Consider the following 17,360-nt stretch of genomic DNA (forward strand, 5'->3'; position numbering starts at 1 on the left):
TTCGCTGACGTCCGTACTCACTTAAGGAAAGTTTCTAAGATGACTTTGTCTTCAATAAAAGATCCTCGCTGTCACGAGGATCTTCTTTTATAATTTCTTTTTCAATTCGGCGACTGCCATCATGACTTCCATGGGAGTCATATTGTAGAGATCCAGATTCTTCAATTCTGTGATCACTGTATTTTCTGTTTCTTCCTCAAAGAGGGACATTTGTTCAGCAACCTGCGAAGACACTTCCTTTTTAGGAGTTGCATCCGCAAGCGGTACTTGCTGGGCTTGTCCTTCGAGCTTGGTCAAAATCGCATCCGCCCGCTTCAATAATTCTTCTGGCAAACCAGCGATCTTGGCCACGTGAATCCCATAAGATTTATCAGCTGGTCCGGGTTCAATCTTGTGCAAGAAGGTAACCTGACCATCTCGCTCCAAGGTCGCAACATGAACATTTTCCAAACGGGACAAGGTCTCTGAGAGTGCCGTCAACTCATGGTAGTGGGTTGCAAACAAGGTTTTGGCACCGGTTCGATCGTGAATGTATTCGATGATGGACTGGGCGAGGGCCATCCCATCATAGGTCGCCGTTCCCCGTCCCAACTCATCAAATAAAATCAAGGACTGAGGCGTTGCCTTGCGAATGGCATGATTGGCCTCCATCATTTCCACCATAAAGGTAGACTGACCCGATACCAGGTCATCAGCAGCTCCGATCCGGGTATAAATCGCATCAAAGATTGGCAATTCAGCCCTTTGCGCTGGAACATAAGAGCCAATTTGGGCAAGAATCACAATGATCGCCAATTGGCGCATATAGGTAGACTTCCCGCTCATATTTGGCCCCGTAATCAGCTGAATATCCCGTTCTTCATCCATAAAGATGCTATTAGGAATATAGGACTGGGCTCCCATCACTTTCTCAACAACCGGATGACGACCTTTGTCGATCGCGATTCGTCGTTCTTCATGAAAGAAGGGACGATTCAACTGTTGCGACTCAGCGACACTGGCTAAACTTTGTAAAACATCAACCGTCGCAATCGCCTGAGCTAACTGTTGCAGACGTTGGATATACTTGCCAACTTCTTCCCGAATCCGCATAAAAATCGTATATTCCAGATTAGCAGACTTCTCACGCGCCTCTAGCATATCTCCTTCGATGCGTGCCAATTCCTCCGTACCAAAGCGTTCTGAATTTTTCAAGGTCGCCTTGCGGAAAAAGTGAGCAGGAACGTGACTCAATTGAGAATTGGTGACATGGAAATAATAGCCATCCTTCTTGTTGTAATCGATTTTTAGACCTGTAATGCCACTGGCTTCGCGCTCTTTGGCCTCAATCTCAGCAATCCAACCAGTACCATCCCGAAGAACGACACGATACTGATCCAATTGCTCGTCAAACCCAGTTCGGATGATATTTCCCTCCGTAATAACAGCAGACGCTTCCGGAGCAATAGCTGAGGTAATCAAGCGGTGCAATTCAGGAAGTTCATCCAAGCGTGCAATTAAGACATCTAAGACTGGATCACCAATCCCCAGTAGAATCGACTTGATCGTCGGCACATGCCCCAGAGTATCTCCTAGCTGCAAGAGATCCTTAGGATTGATCTTGCCAAAGGAAACACGACTCGCTAAGCGTTCAATGTCATAGACCCCTTTGAGACTGTCGGTCAAATCGCTCCGTTCAAAGAAATGATCCATAAAGACCTGAATGATGTCCTGGCGCTCTCGAATCCGTTTCAAATCGACTAAGGGTTTCTGAATCCAGGACCGCAACAAACGACCGCCCATGGCCGTCTTGGTTTCATCCAAATACCAATACAAGCTACCATGTTTCTTCCCAGTCCGCGCATTCTCTGTCAAATCAAGACTAGCCTTGGTCGCAAAGTCCATCTGCAAGAAATCGCAAATCTCATAATGATGGGCTTTTTTGAGGTGGCTCAATTCCCGCATTTGTGTCTGGTAGACATACTGGAGAAGTTTTCCAGCCGTTTTCTTTTCTAGCTCACTCAACTGATCCCCTAAGAGTTGAACATCGTCGAGCGCCGTCTCTACATGTGACAGCAAGAGATTCATCTGGCTAACAAACACACGCTCTTCCTGTTCTGGCAACTCATAACCCAGGACCACCTCACGCGCACGTAAATTGCGGATTTCTCCACAAACCATGCTAAAGTCATTGAGGGTCGTCACCTGAAACTCCCCTGTCACCAGATCCATATAGGCTAGCCCATACTCATTTCCTGAACGATCCAAAGCAACCAGGAAGTTGTTCTCACTATCTGGCTTGGTCGAATCCACCACTGTACCCGGCGTAATCACCTGTACGACTTCACGCTTAACGACCCCCTTGGCTTCTTTAGGGTCTTCCATTTGTTCTGCAATCGCGACCTTAAATCCCTGTTCAATGAGAACATCAATATACTGCTGAGCCGAGTGGTAGGGAACACCCGCCATGGGGATCGGATTCTCTGCATTTTTATTCCGTGAGGTTAAGGAAATCTCTAAAATTTGAGCTGCATTCACTGCATCTTCATAAAATAATTCGTAAAAATCTCCCATTCGAAACAGCAAAAAGGCATCCGGATAGTCTTTTTTGATATCTAGATACTGCTGCATTCCAGGGGATATTTTCTCTACTGCCATACTTCTTTATTCCTTACTGTTGCATCATTTTCTGACACAAGCTCCATAGATGAAAACAGGAGTAGATAGCTCACTATCTTCCTCCTTTTGACATCTTAACAGGGCTTGATTACTGCATCATCCCTAAAATTTCATTTTGAATTTCAATGGCTGCCTCTTGGTCTCGACAAACAATCAAGAGGGTATTGGCCCCTGCTACTGTTCCCAAAATACGCTCATCTGACATTTCATCTACACCATTGGCCAAGAGAGCTGCTTCTCCTAGCTCTGTCCGCAAAACCAAAGTGAATTCTGCTCGTGAGACAGACTTGGCGTGGCTGGACAACATAATATAAATCTCTGCCACCTCAGGCTCATTTGGCAAAATATAATACAACTGGTCTTTTCGTTTCACCTTGACTAGACCCAGATCGCGCAAATCTCGTGACAGAGTTGTTTGCGTTACAGCAATTCCTTTTGCTTCTAATCGATCCTGAATCTCTTTTTGAGTCGACAATTTTTCATTTCGAATCATTTGTTGAATCAAAAGGTGACGTTCTGTCTTTTTCATTGGACCTCCACTTTTGAATAAATATACTTTAAATTATACCAAAAAAATTGAAAATTCGCTCAGAATTGTGTTAAAATAATAGTTAAAAGGACTAAGGAGCTAATATGAACAATAAAGAACTCATTGCTAGTGAATTGGCCAAAGTGATTGACTCTCTTGACCAAGATGCTATTTTAAACTTGCTTGAACAACCAAAATCATCTGATCTTGGTGACATTGCTTTTCCAGCCTTCTCACTTGCAAAAGTGGAACGCAAGGCTCCTCAAGCAATCGCTGCAGATATTGCTGAAAAGATCGACCAAAGCGCCTTCGAAAAAGTCGTTGCAACTGGACCTTACGTGAACTTCTTCTTAGACAAATCTAAGATCTCTGATCAAGTAATCAAATCCGTCATCGAAGCAGGTGCAGACTATGGTCAACAAGACGAAGGTCATGGCCAAAACATTACCATCGACCTTTCAAGTCCAAATATCGCAAAACCATTCTCAGTTGGTCACTTGCGCTCAACCGTTATCGGGGATGCTCTTTCAAACATCTTCCGCAAAATGGGCTACAACACGATTAAAATCAACCACTTGGGTGACTGGGGTAAACAGTTCGGTCTCTTGATGGTGGCTTACAAAAAATGGGGTAGCAAGGAAGCTGTCGAAGCCAACCCAATCGATGAATTGCTAAAACTTTACGTTCGGATCAACGCTGAAATCGAAAACGATCCTGAGCTTGATGATGAAGGACGTCTCTGGTTCAAGAAATTGGAAGATGGAGATCCAGAAGCGACTGAGTTGTGGCAATGGTTCCGTGACGAAAGCTTGGTAGAATTCAACCGTATCTACAAACTCCTCGGTGTTGAATTTGACAGCTTAAACGGAGAAGCTTTCTACAATGACAAGATGGATGAAGCTGTCCAAATTCTTGAAGAAAAAGGCTTGTTGAAAGAGTCTAAGGGTGCTAGCATCGTTGAGCTCGATGATGTCAACCTTCCACCAGCTATGATTAAGAAATCAGACGGTGCCACTCTTTACATCACGCGTGATATCGCAACCGCTATCTACCGTGCACGGACTTACAACTTTGTGAAAAACATCTATGCTGTAGGTCAAGAACAATCTAACCACTTCCGTCAGTTGAAAGCTGTTTTGAAGAAAATGGGATTTGACTGGAGCGACGATATGGTTCACGTTGACTTTGGTTTGGTGACAAAAAACCGCCAAAAATTGTCAACTCGTAAAGGAAATATCATCCTTCTCGAACCAACTCTTCAAGAAGCCATCTCTCGTGCCAAAGCGCAGATCGAAGAAAAGAACCCTGAATTGGAAAACAAGGAAGAAGTGGCACATGCAGTCGGTGTTGGTGCGGTTAAATTCTACGACTTGAAGACAGACCGCCGCAATGGGTATGACTTCGACCTCGAAGCCATGGTATCCTTTGAAGGAGAAACTGGACCTTACGTTCAATACGCTTACGCTCGTATCCAATCCATCCTTCGCAAAGCCAACTTCACACCATCTACAGATGCGACATACAGCTTGAGCGATCCTGAAAGCTGGGAAATCATCAAGCTTCTCCAAGACTTCTCTCGTGTGGTGAAACGTGCTGCTGAAAACTATGATCCATCCTTGATCGCAAAATATGCTATCAACTTGGCTCAAGCCTTCAACAAATACTATGCGCACACTCGTATCTTGGATGAAAGTCCAGAACGCGAAAGCCGTCTTGCTCTTAGCTACTCAACAGCAGTAGTCTTAAAAGAAGCCCTTCGCTTACTTGGTGTCGATGCACCTGAGAAAATGTAATTTCTTATCTATGATGGATACGTAGAACATCTCTTATGGGAGTGAGAGGAGAAACTAAATGCGATTCAATTTAGTTCTTTCTCACTCCTTTTCTCATGTCCAATGCCTTTCATTCTCTACATTTTCAGATCCTTTATATACAGGAGAAATCTATGAATCAAACCGTTTACATCTTAATTTTCATCAGTTTAGTGGTCCTCTTTTTATTTAACAAGTACGAGAGAGAAAAACTACAACGGCTCTTACAAGAGCAACTCTTGAAAGATCAAGCTTTCAAAGATAGCATCAAGGAAAAAATCCAAGAGACCGACAATATCAACGATGTCATCCATGCCATCAACAAAGACTATCGATTGGGGCTCCTACTTGCTAAAGAAATCACAGAAAAATTAAAATAAGCCATAGAAGAGGAGTCATATAAAATGTGACTCCTCTTCTATTCAGTCGCAACAAATAAGAGGCTGGGACAAAAGTCCTAGCCTCTCAATTATTTTTGGTTTGTCGAGCAAGACGCAGTGGTTGAGCGAGCTCTACTACACTGGTTTCATCAGCTTTTACAGCCCTACTCAACTGTGCGGAGGTGTGACGACGAAATCGAATTCTAACGAATGACCAATTTCTGTCCCACTCTCTATATTTTAAAGATGATACAAATCTTCTACAATGGCGGCTACTTTTTTAATATCTCCCAACATCCCCCGCATTTCAAAATCGGCTAACATGGGGAAACCAAAGCGTTGGCTGTATTGCTTAGCGGTTAAACAATATTGATTGTTAAAATTCCGATTGCCTGATCCAACCACTCCTAAGCACTTGCTGGCATTGTCTCCATAAGCAATAAAATCCGCAACATCTGTCGTCAAAATTTCCACATCGCCATTGTCAACACCATTTCCACCCTCCAAATAGGTAGGCAAAAAAGTGATAAAAGGATTGGTCATTTCAAAGAAGGACTGGCCCTCTTTGACCATGTCTTTCACATGCACTTTCTCGATTTCAAGTCCGGGATGGGCTTCCAGCAAATAGTCACTTAAGCGGCGGACAAAACTCTCTGTATTCCCACTCAGACTAATATAAACAAAGGATACTTTCATCTTTTTTCTCCAATCAAGAAGCTCTCTTATCCTCTAAGAGAGCTCCATTCAAACTTATCTATTATGCCGTAGCTTGAGCTTTTCTCAAACGCAAGGTTTTATACAAAACAATTCCAAGGAAGAGAAGGGATAAAGCAGTCAAGAGCAACAAAGCAATGGACGAAGATGCTAGATATCGTTGACGAAGGGACGGGTTTGAAAAACTAGCCAATAGCGGACGCCCTGCAAAATAATTATAGCAAGAGAAGGCTTGACTTAATAAAATCTGCCCCATGTAAGTATAATGGGCTGTTAACAGATCCTGCTTCATAAAGAGGAAATAGAAAGTTGCCAGTAAGGCAATCAGAATCAGGGAAACAAATAAAAAGGTTAGTGGAGACTGATTGAGTTGGGCTGATTTCTCATAATATGTCACATAGTCCGCCTTGTCTTGAGCCGTTGTTAAACCAAGTTGTTTCGCAAAATCATCTGTCAGCTCAAAACTCTTTGAAGCTCCAAAGGTTGAGACAGCTGAAGTCAGGGTTCCAACCGTAGAGAAAAATAACAGGATGTAAAGATAGATAGGTTTCTTTTTCATACAAACTCCTTTTCATTTCTTACACCCTATTATATCGCGATACAGATAGAAAGGCAAGCGCCTCAAAACAGTGGAAGCACTTGCCTGATCACTGATACGTTCAAATGAAATTCATTTGGAAAATAATGTGTGCAAAAGATGAAAAAGACATCACAACTGTATCATTGGAATGATTAGAGATATAACGGAGTCCTATAAACTTTCATTCGAACACCACCAGTATACCTCATTCTCTTCTTCTTGTGTCATCCATTTCTATTCTGCTTCATTTCGACACGATTTGGTCTATAAAAGCCATTTCCTCTCCTTATCCAAAAACTATTCTGTTCTATTTCTCAACTATTTGGTCATCACTCCCATCAAAAAAGCCAGAAGGACTTGCCTTCTGACTTTCTTTATTTAGATGAATGGACGAAAGAACGAAGAATTAATCTTCTTTTTTCTTGCGTGCAAGACCCAATCCAAGCAATCCAGCCATCGCACCTGCAAGAACAGCTGCAGTTGAGCTTTCTGTACCTGTATTTGGAAGCGCAGGTGTTTGTGGTTGCGCAGGTTGTACAGGCTGTTCCGGAACTTCAGGAGTTGGTTCGGTTGGAACCTCTGGAGTTGGTGGAACGATTGGTGTAGGTGGAACAATTGGTGTTGGTGGGTTATATGGTGTTGGTGGAGTTGGAGGAACTGGCGTTGGTGGGGTTGGAATATCTGTTTCCGTTACCACTTTATTCTTATGCCATTTCACTTCAGCTTCCGGTTTCACCGGATTCGTATTTGGAACAACTTCAGGAGTCGGTGGGGTTGGCTCTGTTGGTGGAGTTGGTGATTTTGGTTCCTCCACATCGACCGTAATCACAGTGTAGTTAGGTGCTGTTGGCGGAGTTGGTGATTTAGGTTCTTCTGGTTTCGTTGGCTCTGCAGGTAGATTTTCCACTGTAATCGTTGGTGGAGTTGGAGCCTTTGGTTCTGTTGGTTTTGTTGGCTCTTTCGGTTCTTCTCCTGGCTCTTTAGGAAGACCTACATTTGAGTTGATGGCAAACCAATAAACCGTTGGTTGACCAGCCGCATTGGCACCATTAGCCGTAAAGACTAAGTGTCCATCTGACATCTTCAAGCCTGCTCCACCATAATAGAGGTATGGAGAAGATGGATTATCCCAACCTTCAAGAGTTGTTGAAGATTCACCGTTAAAGACAGATCCATGTTCAATATATTGGTTATCTTTAAAGGAAGTCACTTCTTTAGTAGCAGCATCATAAGAAACACTTGAGTTTGGAATTGGAATAAATTTATTATTTCCAACATTTACAGACTCTTGGTGTTCCACGTTTTCAAATTTCTTCTTAGGTGTGAACGTAATTTGACCTGTAGTTGCATCTACTTTGTATGATCCGATAACATCATCCTTACCTTCAAAGGTAAATTCTTCTGTACCAATAGAATGAACACTTCCTGAACCCGAAGCATTTACAGTTAAGGCATCTGTTACTTCTTCCTTCTCAGGTGTCGTACCAGGAACCCATTTACCTGTGTCATCTTTAACATAACCATATTTCTGAGTCACAATTTTGAGAGGGTTGTCTGCTGAAATGGAAACAGTTGCAGTACCAAAGTCTGCTTTTCCTGTTTTAACCTTCACTTCATTGTTTTCAATGCTCATGGATGAACCATCTGCATATGGATCCCAAGTTCCACGAACAGTGTTGCCATCTTTATCTTTGGCTTCTACTGTAAGGGCACGAGGTTTGTCTCCACTATCGACATAGGAAGCACCTGTCCAGTGGTTGAGCGAGTTCAAAGCGACAATGGCATTGCGTTGAGTCAAATCAAATTTATTGCCATCACCATCATAGAATTCAACATCGACAGCAACCTTAACAGGTTTGTCTTGGTCTGTTGAAGCACCCACTGTCATGGTTACCGTTGGATCTGCGTTGACTGCTGCAATCCCTTTGCCATCATTTGATGGAAGACTTAAAATCTCATAACGGTAAATCACACGTTTGATTGGATGCATATCCGTATTTTCACGCATGCTGGACTGATTCAAGTTATCATAAGTAACGACAAATTTATCGCCTTCTTTCACTTGAATGTACTCAGTTTCATTATTGGCCCAAGGACTAGTTGCTACAATATCTGAAGCTTCCAATTTATTAGAATCATATTGATGGACATTGCTTGTATTTAAACGAGCTTGAGCATCACGAGTAAGATAAGTGCTGATGCCGTCAATGGTGTGAGTTGCACCACCTTCACGTTGGAAGGTCAAATCTTGAACAGTTGAAACATTTTTAAGGTCAGCATACGCATTGTCTGTCATATATTTGTCGTATGCTTGTTTCGCGTCCGTATATTGTTTTTTGGCAACTTCGTATTCAGCTAATTTCTTTTGATAAGCAATATAATCATTTTCGTACTGTACTTTTTCTACATTGTATTTTGCAAGATCAGCTTCGTATTGAGCCTTAGCAGCATCTTCTTCTGCCTTCTTCGCTACCAATTGATCATAAGCTGCTTTATCTTTATCGTATTGCGCTTTCTTAGTTTGGTATTCTTGTAAATCTTTATCGTATTGCGCTTTCGCTGTATTGTAAACAGCCATTTCTGCTTCATACTTAGCTTTTGCTTCTGCATTGGCCTTATCTGCTGCTGCTTTTTCTGCTACTTTAGCATCGTAGGCTGCCTTTTTAGCATTGTACTCTCCTAAAGCTTTATCATAAGCTGCTTGTTGGGTTTTGTAGTCTTCTACTTGTTTCTTGTAAGCCGCTTCTGCTTCTGCATTTCTCTTTTCAATCAATGTGATTTCTTGAGATTTTGCTTCATACTCCGCTTTTGCCTTTTTGTAGTTATCAACTACTGTGTTGATTTCAGCTGTTTGAGCTTTATTATCTGCTTCTGCTGCTGCGATAGATGGTTGGACTTTTTCAGCTTCTTCTGTAACGGTCACACCTTCTGTAGCCGCATCAGCTTTTGCTTTTTCAAGTTCTGGTGATTCTACATAAGTCGTCGTAACTGTTTTATTTCCTTCTGTCACAGTTGTAGATGTCAACTTAGAACTTGTTGCAACAGCTGCATCGCTTGTTGCTGTATCCGTAGTAGTCGCTTCAGTTGCAGGCGCTGTTGCTTCATCTGCTTTCACTTCTGCTCCGTAGGTATTAACAGTAGCCAATCCAGCGATGGCCAATGAAACAACACCGACTGATAACTTACGAATTGAAAATTTTTCCTGCTTCGAAACATGTTCACGATAGCTTTTCATTTTCAAAACTCTCCTTTTTGTTTATGTTTAAAAAAATCTCACTGTAGAGGCAAAAATATGCTACTGCCAGTTAACTCTATTGTATCACAATCAACCATTTTTAAATATTTGTCTATTTAATTTTTTATTTTACTTTAAAGATATAACAACTTGAAACGCCAAACCTTACGGACCTTCCTCATCTTTTAGTTGAAAATATATGTAAGAACCTGTGAAAAATCCTTTATTTTCAAGGATTTTCATCCCGGTTTCTCTTTTTATAAATTTCACCGGAAGGCTTTTTTAGGGGAAGTATTTTTTTATACCAATAGATTAGATTTGAAGGTTAAAATAAAAAATTATGTAATTTTTTCCCTGCCGGATCGGAAAAATTCAAAAAAACAACACTGTTTACAGAAGTGTCCATTCTTTAAATTCCTTCCTTTTTCTTCCCAAATAACAAGAAATGAAAAAGACCAAGGTCCTAAGAACCTTGGTCTAACAACTAATGATTAGTTTAAGTGCCAGATATCTTCATTGTACTGAGCGATCGTACGGTCAGATGAGAAGAATCCTGCTTTAGCAATGTTAACGATGACTTGATCCAACCATGCATCACGGTCTTCGTAGTCAGCCAACATACGTTCTTTGGTGACAATGTAGTCTTCCAAGTCAAGAAGAGTCATGAACCAGTCTTTGTTGATCAATTCCTTGTGAAGACGAGTCAAGCGTTCCTTGTTACCAACTGCAAGAACGGCATCGCTGATAATGAAGTCTACCAATGGTTTGATAGCTTCACGTTCATAGAAGTCCGCTGATTTGTATGCTGATTTCTCATATAGATCGATTACAGTTTCTGAATCTTCACCGAAGATGTAGATGTTGTCACGTCCAACCAATTCAGCGATTTCCACGTTGGCTCCATCCATCGTACCAAGTGTCAATGCACCATTCAACATGAATTTCATGTTACCAGTACCTGAAGCTTCTTTCGAAGCAAGAGAGATTTGCTCAGAAATATCGCTAGCTGGGATCAAGTAGCTTGCAGCAGTTACGTTGTAGTTTTCAACCATCACCACTTGCAAGTGTGGAGCTACTGCTGGATCGTTTGCAATCACTTCAGACAAGCAAAGGATCAAGTGGATGATATCTTGTGCAATGGTGTAGGCAGGAGCTGCTTTACCACCAAAGAGAACAGTGATTGGGCGAGCAGGGATATTTCCAGCTTTGATGTCCAAGTATTTGTGGATCACATACAAAGCGTTCATTTGTTGACGTTTGTATTCGTGGAGACGTTTGATTTGGGTATCAAAGATAGAGTTAGGATTGATTTCCACACCTTGATGGTCTTTCAAGAAACGAGCCAATTTACGTTTGTTGTGAGACTTGATGTTTTCCAATTTTGCTTTGACTGCATCTTTATCTTCATAAGAAAGAAGGTCTTCCAATTTAGATGCGTCATGGTGCCAGTCACGTCCGAGGATATCATCCAAGTAGTGTGACAAGGTTGGGTTGGCATGCATGAGCCAACGACGGAATGTGATACCGTTTGTTTTGTTGTTGAATTTTTCAGGGTAAATGTCGTAGAAGGCTTTCAACTCAGAATTCTTCAAGATTTCTGTGTGAAGTGCTGCTACCCCGTTTACGCTAAATCCATAGTGGATATCCATGTGCGCCATGTGTACGCGATCATTCTCATCGATGATTTGAACAGCTGGATCTTTGTATTCAGCGCGAACACGGCGGTCCAATTCTTCAATGATTGGAACCAAGTGAGGAACCACTTCTTGCAAGAATTCAAGTGGCCATTTTTCAAGGGCTTCTGCAAGGATTGTGTGGTTAGTGTAAGCCGTCATGCTACGAACGATAGAGATGGCTTCATCCATTCCAATACCACGTTCTGTCAAAAGACGGATCAATTCAGGGATGACCATTGATGGGTGAGTATCGTTGATTTGGACAACAGCATAGTCAGCAAGGTCATGCAAGTTGCTTCCTTTTTCGATGGCTTCGTCGATGATCAATTGTGCACCGTTTGATACCATGAAGTATTGTTGGAAGATACGGAGCAATTCCCCTTGACGGTTACTATCATCTGGGTACAAGAAGAGGGTCAAGTTGCGAGCGATATCTGTCTTGTCAAAGTTAATACCATCTTCAATAATAGATGAATCAACTGAATCCAAGTCGAACAAACGCAAACGGTTCTTGGTATCAATCTTGTAACCAGGGACATCGATATCATAAAGGGTAGAAGTCAATGTGAAGTGTGCAAATGGCACTTGGTAGCTACGGCTTGAACGAACGAGCCAGCTTTGGTCAGTCAACCATGCGTTTGGAATCGTTTCTTGTTGGTTGTTTTTAAGGACTTGTTGGAACAAACCAAAGTGGTAGTTCAAACCAACCCCATCCCCTGTCAAACCAAGGCTTGAGATAGAGTCGATAAAGCAGGCTGCCAAACGTCCCAAACCACCGTTACCAAGTGATGGTTCCAATTCCACTTCTTCGACTTCGATCAAGTCTTTACCAGCATCTGACAATTCTTTTTTAACATCGTCGTAAAGACCCAAGTTGATCAAGTTGTTAGACAAGAGTTTACCGATCAAGAACTCAGCTGAGATGTAGTAAACTTTTTTCTTACCAGTATTGATTTTCTTTTGAGCGCTTGCTTGCTTGGTGTAATTTAGCAAGGCAATGTACAATTCTTCATTTGAACATTCAGCAATTGTTTTTTGATGATGATCAATCACATATTTTTGTAATGATTCCATGTTGGGAGTCTCCTTTGTTTCAACAATTTTAATAGGGGGAAAGATTATTTTTTTGCTTTCTTAACTTCTTTTTTCAAGTCTTTGTTTTCACGACGATAGATCGTAGTGAAATCAAGCAATTCTTGCTCGACAGCTGGAGTCAATTGATCCGCTGTCATTCGCCATGACCAGTTACCACCGAGAGTAGATGGGAAGTTCATCCGAGCTGAGCCATCTAACTCAAGCAAGTCTTGCATCGTAGCAATCGCCATGAAGCTGACGGAAGCAAAGACGGTACGAAGCATCGCATGCGGTACAGATTCGTACTCTTTCCGGTTAGTATAACGAGCAAGGTACTCACGAGTTGGATCGTCGATTTCATTGCGGTACCATCCAAGAACTGTGTTGTTATCATGTGTTCCTGTATACATCACAGAATTGTTTGGTGCCAAGTGAGGGCTATCGATACTTTCATCGTCCGGATTGAAGGCAAATTGAAGAATCTTCATTCCTGGGAAGCCAGTGCTTTCACGAAGTTCGATGACTTCATCTGTCATAAAGCCAAGGTCCTCAGCGATGATGTTCAAATCACCGAGCTCTTCCTTCACAGCTGCAAAGAGTTTGTAGCCAGGACCTTTAACCCATTTACCTGGTGCTGCTGTATCTGATCCAGCAGGGATTTCCCAGTAAGACTCAAAACCACGGAAGTGGTCGATCCGCACGATGTCGTAGATCTTGAAGCTTTCACGCAAGCGTTCAATCCACCATTGGTAGCCATCTTTGTCCATTGCTTCCCAGTCATAGATTGGGTTCCCCCAAAGTTGACCAGTTGCTGAGAATTCATCTGGCGGGCATCCTGCGATGCAAGTCGCTTTCCCGTTTTTATCTGTTTTGAAGAGATGAGGGTTCGCCCACATGTCACTTGAATCTTCCGCTACATAGATTGGCATGTCTCCGACGATTTCAATGTGATGGTCATTGGCATAAGCTTTCAAGGCCAACCATTGTTGGAAGAAGAAGAATTGAGTCACACGATGGTAAGTCAATTGATCCGCCAATTCTTCACGGTATTGAGCCAAAGCTTTTGGTTCACGTGCACGAATAGCTGCATCTGGCCATTCTGTCCAGGCTTTTAAATCAAAGTGTTCTTTGATAGCCATGTATTCTGCAAATAGTTCCAACCAAGAAGCATTGGCTTCGCAAAAGGCTTGGAATTCTTTTTGATCACCTGATTTCAAGAAGTTCGCAACTGCTTTTTCAAGCAAGGGACGACGTTGTTCGAAAACCTTTGCATAATCCACTTGAGTAGGATCTTGACCAAAGTCCACTCCTTTAAGATCTGCTTCTGTCAACAAACCTCGTTCAATCAAAAGATCGAAATCAATAAAATGAGTGTTCCCAGCAAAAGCTGAGAAAGATTGGTATGGAGAATCTCCATAACTAGTTGTACCAAGCGGCAAGATTTGCCAGTAACGTTGCTTGGTCCGAACGAGGAAATCAACAAAATCATATGCTGATTGACCGAATGATCCGATCCCGTATTGTCCAGGAAGGGAAGAAATGTGCATCAAAACACCACTTTGACGTTTTTTCATGGGTTACCACCTTTTTTTATTTCTTTGAAGCCTGCGATTCGGTGCACGGTATGGGTATCGTTGCAGAGTCGTATCCAGCTCTCAAGCGGCTCTACTCTTTGTTAAAAATCGAACAGGCGCAACTCAGTTTACGCAATTTTTGCGAAAACGTTTGCGTACCATGTTATTATAAACTTTTTCCCTATTTTCTGCAAGGGATTTCTTAAAAACTTTTTTAACTTTTTTCAGAATGTCCTCACCCCCTTAGTGTATTCTTTCCTTTGGCTAATGTCAACAAATTTGATGCATTTTATAGAAGAAAGTTCGGAATTAAAATATTTTTAAAAAAATTGTTTAAAACTACTTGCAAACGTTTTCGCCTTGTGATATACTTAAGACGTTTTAGGAAAACGTTTGTCTAAAACGGTTTCTAATTATTATCTTTTTTTATTCTTTAGGAGGAATAAATCATGAAACGTACAATTTTACGTAGTGCTGCTGTACTTGGTACAGTTGGTTTTGCCGGCTTCTTACTTGCTGCTTGTAGCAATAGCTCATCAGGTTCTTCTGAGGCAAGTAAAGAAATCAACGTCTATGTAGACAAAGGCTACAAATCTTATGTTGAAGAAGCTGCAAAAGCTTTTGAAAAAGAAAATGGCGTAAAAGTTAACATCAAGACTGGTGATGCTCTTGGTGGATTGGATAACCTTTCTCTTGATAACCAATCTAAAAAAGCTCCAGACGTAATGATGGCTCCATACGACCGTGTAGGTGGTCTTGGTAGCGATGGTCAATTGGCTGAAGTGACATTAAACAAAGATAGCCATACAGATAAAACAACTGAAGCTCTTGTAACAAACGGTGGTAAAGTTTACGGTGCACCTGCTGTCATCGAAACATTGGTTCTCTACTATAACAAAGATCTTTTAAGCGAAGCTCCAAAAACATTTGGTGATCTTGACAATCTTGCAAAAGATAGCAAGTACGACTTCGCTAGCGAACCTGGTAAAACAACTGCCTTCTTAGCTGACTGGACAAACTTCTACTACACTTACGGTTTACTTTCAGGTAACGGCGGTTATGTGTTTGGTAAAGACGGTACAGATCCTAAAGATATTGGATTGAACAACCAAGGTTCTATCGATGGTATCGAATATGCAAAAACTTGGTATGCTAAATGGCCAAAAGGTTTGCAAGATACAAAAGGTGCTGCTAACTTCATCCAAACACAATTCCAAGAAGGTAAAACAGCTGCTATCATCGATGGTCCTTGGAAAGCTGCTTCATTGAAAGAAGCTAAAGTAAACTACGGTGTCGCAACGATTCCAACTCTTCCAAACGGAAAACAATACTCTGCCTTTGGTGGTGGTAAAGCTTGGGTTATCCCTGCAGGTGCGAAAAACCTTGATGGCGCTCAAAAATTCATTGACTTCTTGACAAGTACTGATCAACAAAAAGCTTTGTTTGACAAGACCAATGAAGTTCCTGCCAACACCGAAGCTCGTAAATATGCGGTTAGCAAAAACGATGAATTGACAACTGCCGTTGTTGATCAATTCAAGAATGCTCAACCAATGCCAAATATCTCAGAAATGAGTGCTGTTTGGGATCCAGCTGCTACTATGCTTTTCGATGCTGTAAGTGGTAAAAAATCTGCAAAAGCATCTGCTGACGATGCAGTGAAATTGATTAAAGAAACCATCGAACAAAAATTCGGTAGCAAATAAGACAGTTTTTAGGTGTGAGTAAGAGGTTGGAGACAAGGTCCCAACCTCTTATGTTCAATTTTCAAGCACAACTGACTGTCTGACTTGTCTTCTTGCTCTCTAGCAAGGACATTATAAGGAGATTTGAATGACTACAGAACAAAACCCTAAAAAGGCTATGTGGCTCTCTTTGATCCCGGGTCTTGGGCAAATTTATAACAAACAAAAAACCAAAGGCTATATTTTTCTTGCCGTAACTGTTCTCTTTCTCGCCTATTTCCTAGGAATCGGAGCTGGAGAATTAGCGAAATTGGTTACACTTGGAACCGTCCGTGGACAAGATAATTCTCTCTTTATCTTGATTCGTGGCGCCTTCCACTTGATCATTACCATTGTTTACTTCCTATTTTATGCCTTAAATATTAAGGATGCTGGAACCGTTGCAAAACGTATCAACAATGGCATTGCTGTTCCAAAAACTGGAAAAGAAATGGTTCAAGCCATCTATGAAAATGGCTTCCCATATTTATTGATCATTCCTTCATACATTGCTATGACATTTGCGATTATCTTCCCAGTTTTAGTAACTTTGATGATCGCCTTTACCAACTACGACTTCAAACATACCGCTCCAACAACCTTGCTTGATTGGATCGGGTTCCAAAACTTCACTAATATGTGGACCTTGAGCACCTTCCGCTCAGCCTTTACATCTGTTCTTGGCTGGACCTTGATTTGGGCACTCGCAGCTTCTACTCTTCAAATCGTACTCGGTATCTTGACCGCTATTGTTGCAAACCAACCATTCGTAAAAGGAAAACGAATCTTTGGGGTTATCTTCTTGCTCCCATGGGCTGTTCCAGCCTTCATCACTATCTTAACTTTCTCAAATATGTTTAACGATAGTGTCGGTGCCATCAATGCACAAGTTATCCCATTGTTTGCGAAGATCTTCCCATTCTTAGATGGCATTTTGATTCCTTGGAAAACAGATCCTACTTGGACAAAAATTGCTTTGATTATGATGCAAGGTTGGCTCGGCTTCCCTTACATTTACGTCTTGACTTTAGGGATTCTTCAATCTATTCCAAACGATCTTTACGAAGCTGCTTATATTGATGGTGCCAACGGTTGGCAAAAATTCCGCAGCATCACTTTCCCAATGATTATGGCTGTTGCAGCTCCAACTTTGATCAGTCAATATACTTTCAACTTTAATAACTTCTCCATCATTTACTTGTTTAACGATGGGGGACCTGGTTCTGTCGGAGGAAACGCCGGATCTACAGATATCTTGATCTCATGGATCTACAAGTTGACAACCAATTCTTCTCCTCAATATTCAATGGCCGCAGCGGTAACCTTGATTATCTCTGTGATTGTGATCTCAATCTCTATGATTGCCTTCAAGAAACTACATGCATTTGATATGGAGGATGTATAA

The 17,360-nt window shown here is 41.7% G+C and carries 11 protein-coding genes; 4 read left to right on the plus strand and 7 right to left on the minus strand.

Annotated features, from left to right (window positions below):
* Positions 1 to 87: 87 nt before the first annotated feature.
* Together mutS and argR are read right to left on the minus strand one after the other, a co-directional pair.
* On the minus strand, positions 88 to 2,637 hold the full coding sequence (gene mutS, locus HMPREF2918_RS03895; RefSeq protein WP_070594643.1) for a DNA mismatch repair protein MutS: 2,550 nt from the start codon (positions 2,635 to 2,637) through the stop codon (positions 88 to 90).
* Between the two features lie 109 nt (positions 2,638 to 2,746).
* Positions 2,747 to 3,187, minus strand: a complete 441-nt coding sequence (gene argR, locus HMPREF2918_RS03900) for an arginine repressor (protein ID WP_023919910.1) — start codon at positions 3,185 to 3,187, stop codon at positions 2,747 to 2,749.
* A gap of 104 nt (positions 3,188 to 3,291) precedes the next feature.
* Between argR and argS the strand changes: the two genes are divergently transcribed.
* Complete coding sequence (argS, locus tag HMPREF2918_RS03905; RefSeq protein ID WP_049515225.1) at positions 3,292 to 4,980, plus strand: arginine--tRNA ligase; 1,689 nt, start codon at positions 3,292 to 3,294, stop codon at positions 4,978 to 4,980.
* A 152-nt stretch (positions 4,981 to 5,132) separates the two neighbouring features.
* Positions 5,133 to 5,378: a hypothetical protein gene (locus HMPREF2918_RS03910; protein ID WP_049515223.1), complete on the plus strand. Its 246-nt coding sequence runs from the start codon at positions 5,133 to 5,135 to the stop codon at positions 5,376 to 5,378.
* A gap of 240 nt (positions 5,379 to 5,618) precedes the next feature.
* On the opposite strand, the gene nrdI is transcribed toward HMPREF2918_RS03910, so the two are convergent.
* The 5 genes from nrdI to malQ all read right to left on the minus strand — a co-directional run bounded on the left by nrdI (position 5,619) and on the right by malQ (position 14,231).
* Positions 5,619 to 6,074, minus strand: coding sequence for a class Ib ribonucleoside-diphosphate reductase assembly flavoprotein NrdI (gene nrdI / locus HMPREF2918_RS03915; protein ID WP_049516115.1), 456 nt, complete (start codon positions 6,072 to 6,074; stop codon positions 5,619 to 5,621).
* A gap of 61 nt (positions 6,075 to 6,135) precedes the next feature.
* A complete protein-coding gene (locus tag HMPREF2918_RS03920; RefSeq protein ID WP_049516112.1) occupies positions 6,136 to 6,651 on the minus strand; it encodes an ABC transporter permease in 516 nt (171 codons plus the stop codon).
* A 427-nt stretch (positions 6,652 to 7,078) separates the two neighbouring features.
* Complete coding sequence (locus HMPREF2918_RS03925; protein ID WP_070594644.1) at positions 7,079 to 9,907, minus strand: GbpC/Spa domain-containing protein; 2,829 nt, start codon at positions 9,905 to 9,907, stop codon at positions 7,079 to 7,081.
* Positions 9,908 to 10,398: 491 nt separating this feature from the next.
* Positions 10,399 to 12,657, minus strand: a complete 2,259-nt coding sequence (glgP, locus tag HMPREF2918_RS03930) for a glycogen/starch/alpha-glucan family phosphorylase (RefSeq protein WP_023919924.1) — start codon at positions 12,655 to 12,657, stop codon at positions 10,399 to 10,401.
* 44 nt (positions 12,658 to 12,701) lie between these two features.
* Positions 12,702 to 14,231, minus strand: a complete 1,530-nt coding sequence (gene malQ / locus HMPREF2918_RS03935) for a 4-alpha-glucanotransferase (RefSeq protein ID WP_049516109.1) — start codon at positions 14,229 to 14,231, stop codon at positions 12,702 to 12,704.
* A 449-nt stretch (positions 14,232 to 14,680) separates the two neighbouring features.
* Here malQ and HMPREF2918_RS03940 point away from each other — a divergent pair, with 449 nt between their 5' ends.
* Positions 14,681 to 15,937, plus strand: a complete 1,257-nt coding sequence (locus tag HMPREF2918_RS03940; protein WP_049516106.1) for an extracellular solute-binding protein — start codon at positions 14,681 to 14,683, stop codon at positions 15,935 to 15,937.
* Positions 15,938 to 16,064: 127 nt separating this feature from the next.
* A complete protein-coding gene (locus HMPREF2918_RS03945; RefSeq protein ID WP_049516104.1) occupies positions 16,065 to 17,360 on the plus strand; it encodes a sugar ABC transporter permease in 1,296 nt (431 codons plus the stop codon).

Source organism: Streptococcus sp. HMSC065C01, assembly GCF_001813525.1.
Taxonomy (GTDB): Bacteria; Bacillota; Bacilli; order Lactobacillales; family Streptococcaceae; genus Streptococcus; species Streptococcus parasanguinis_V.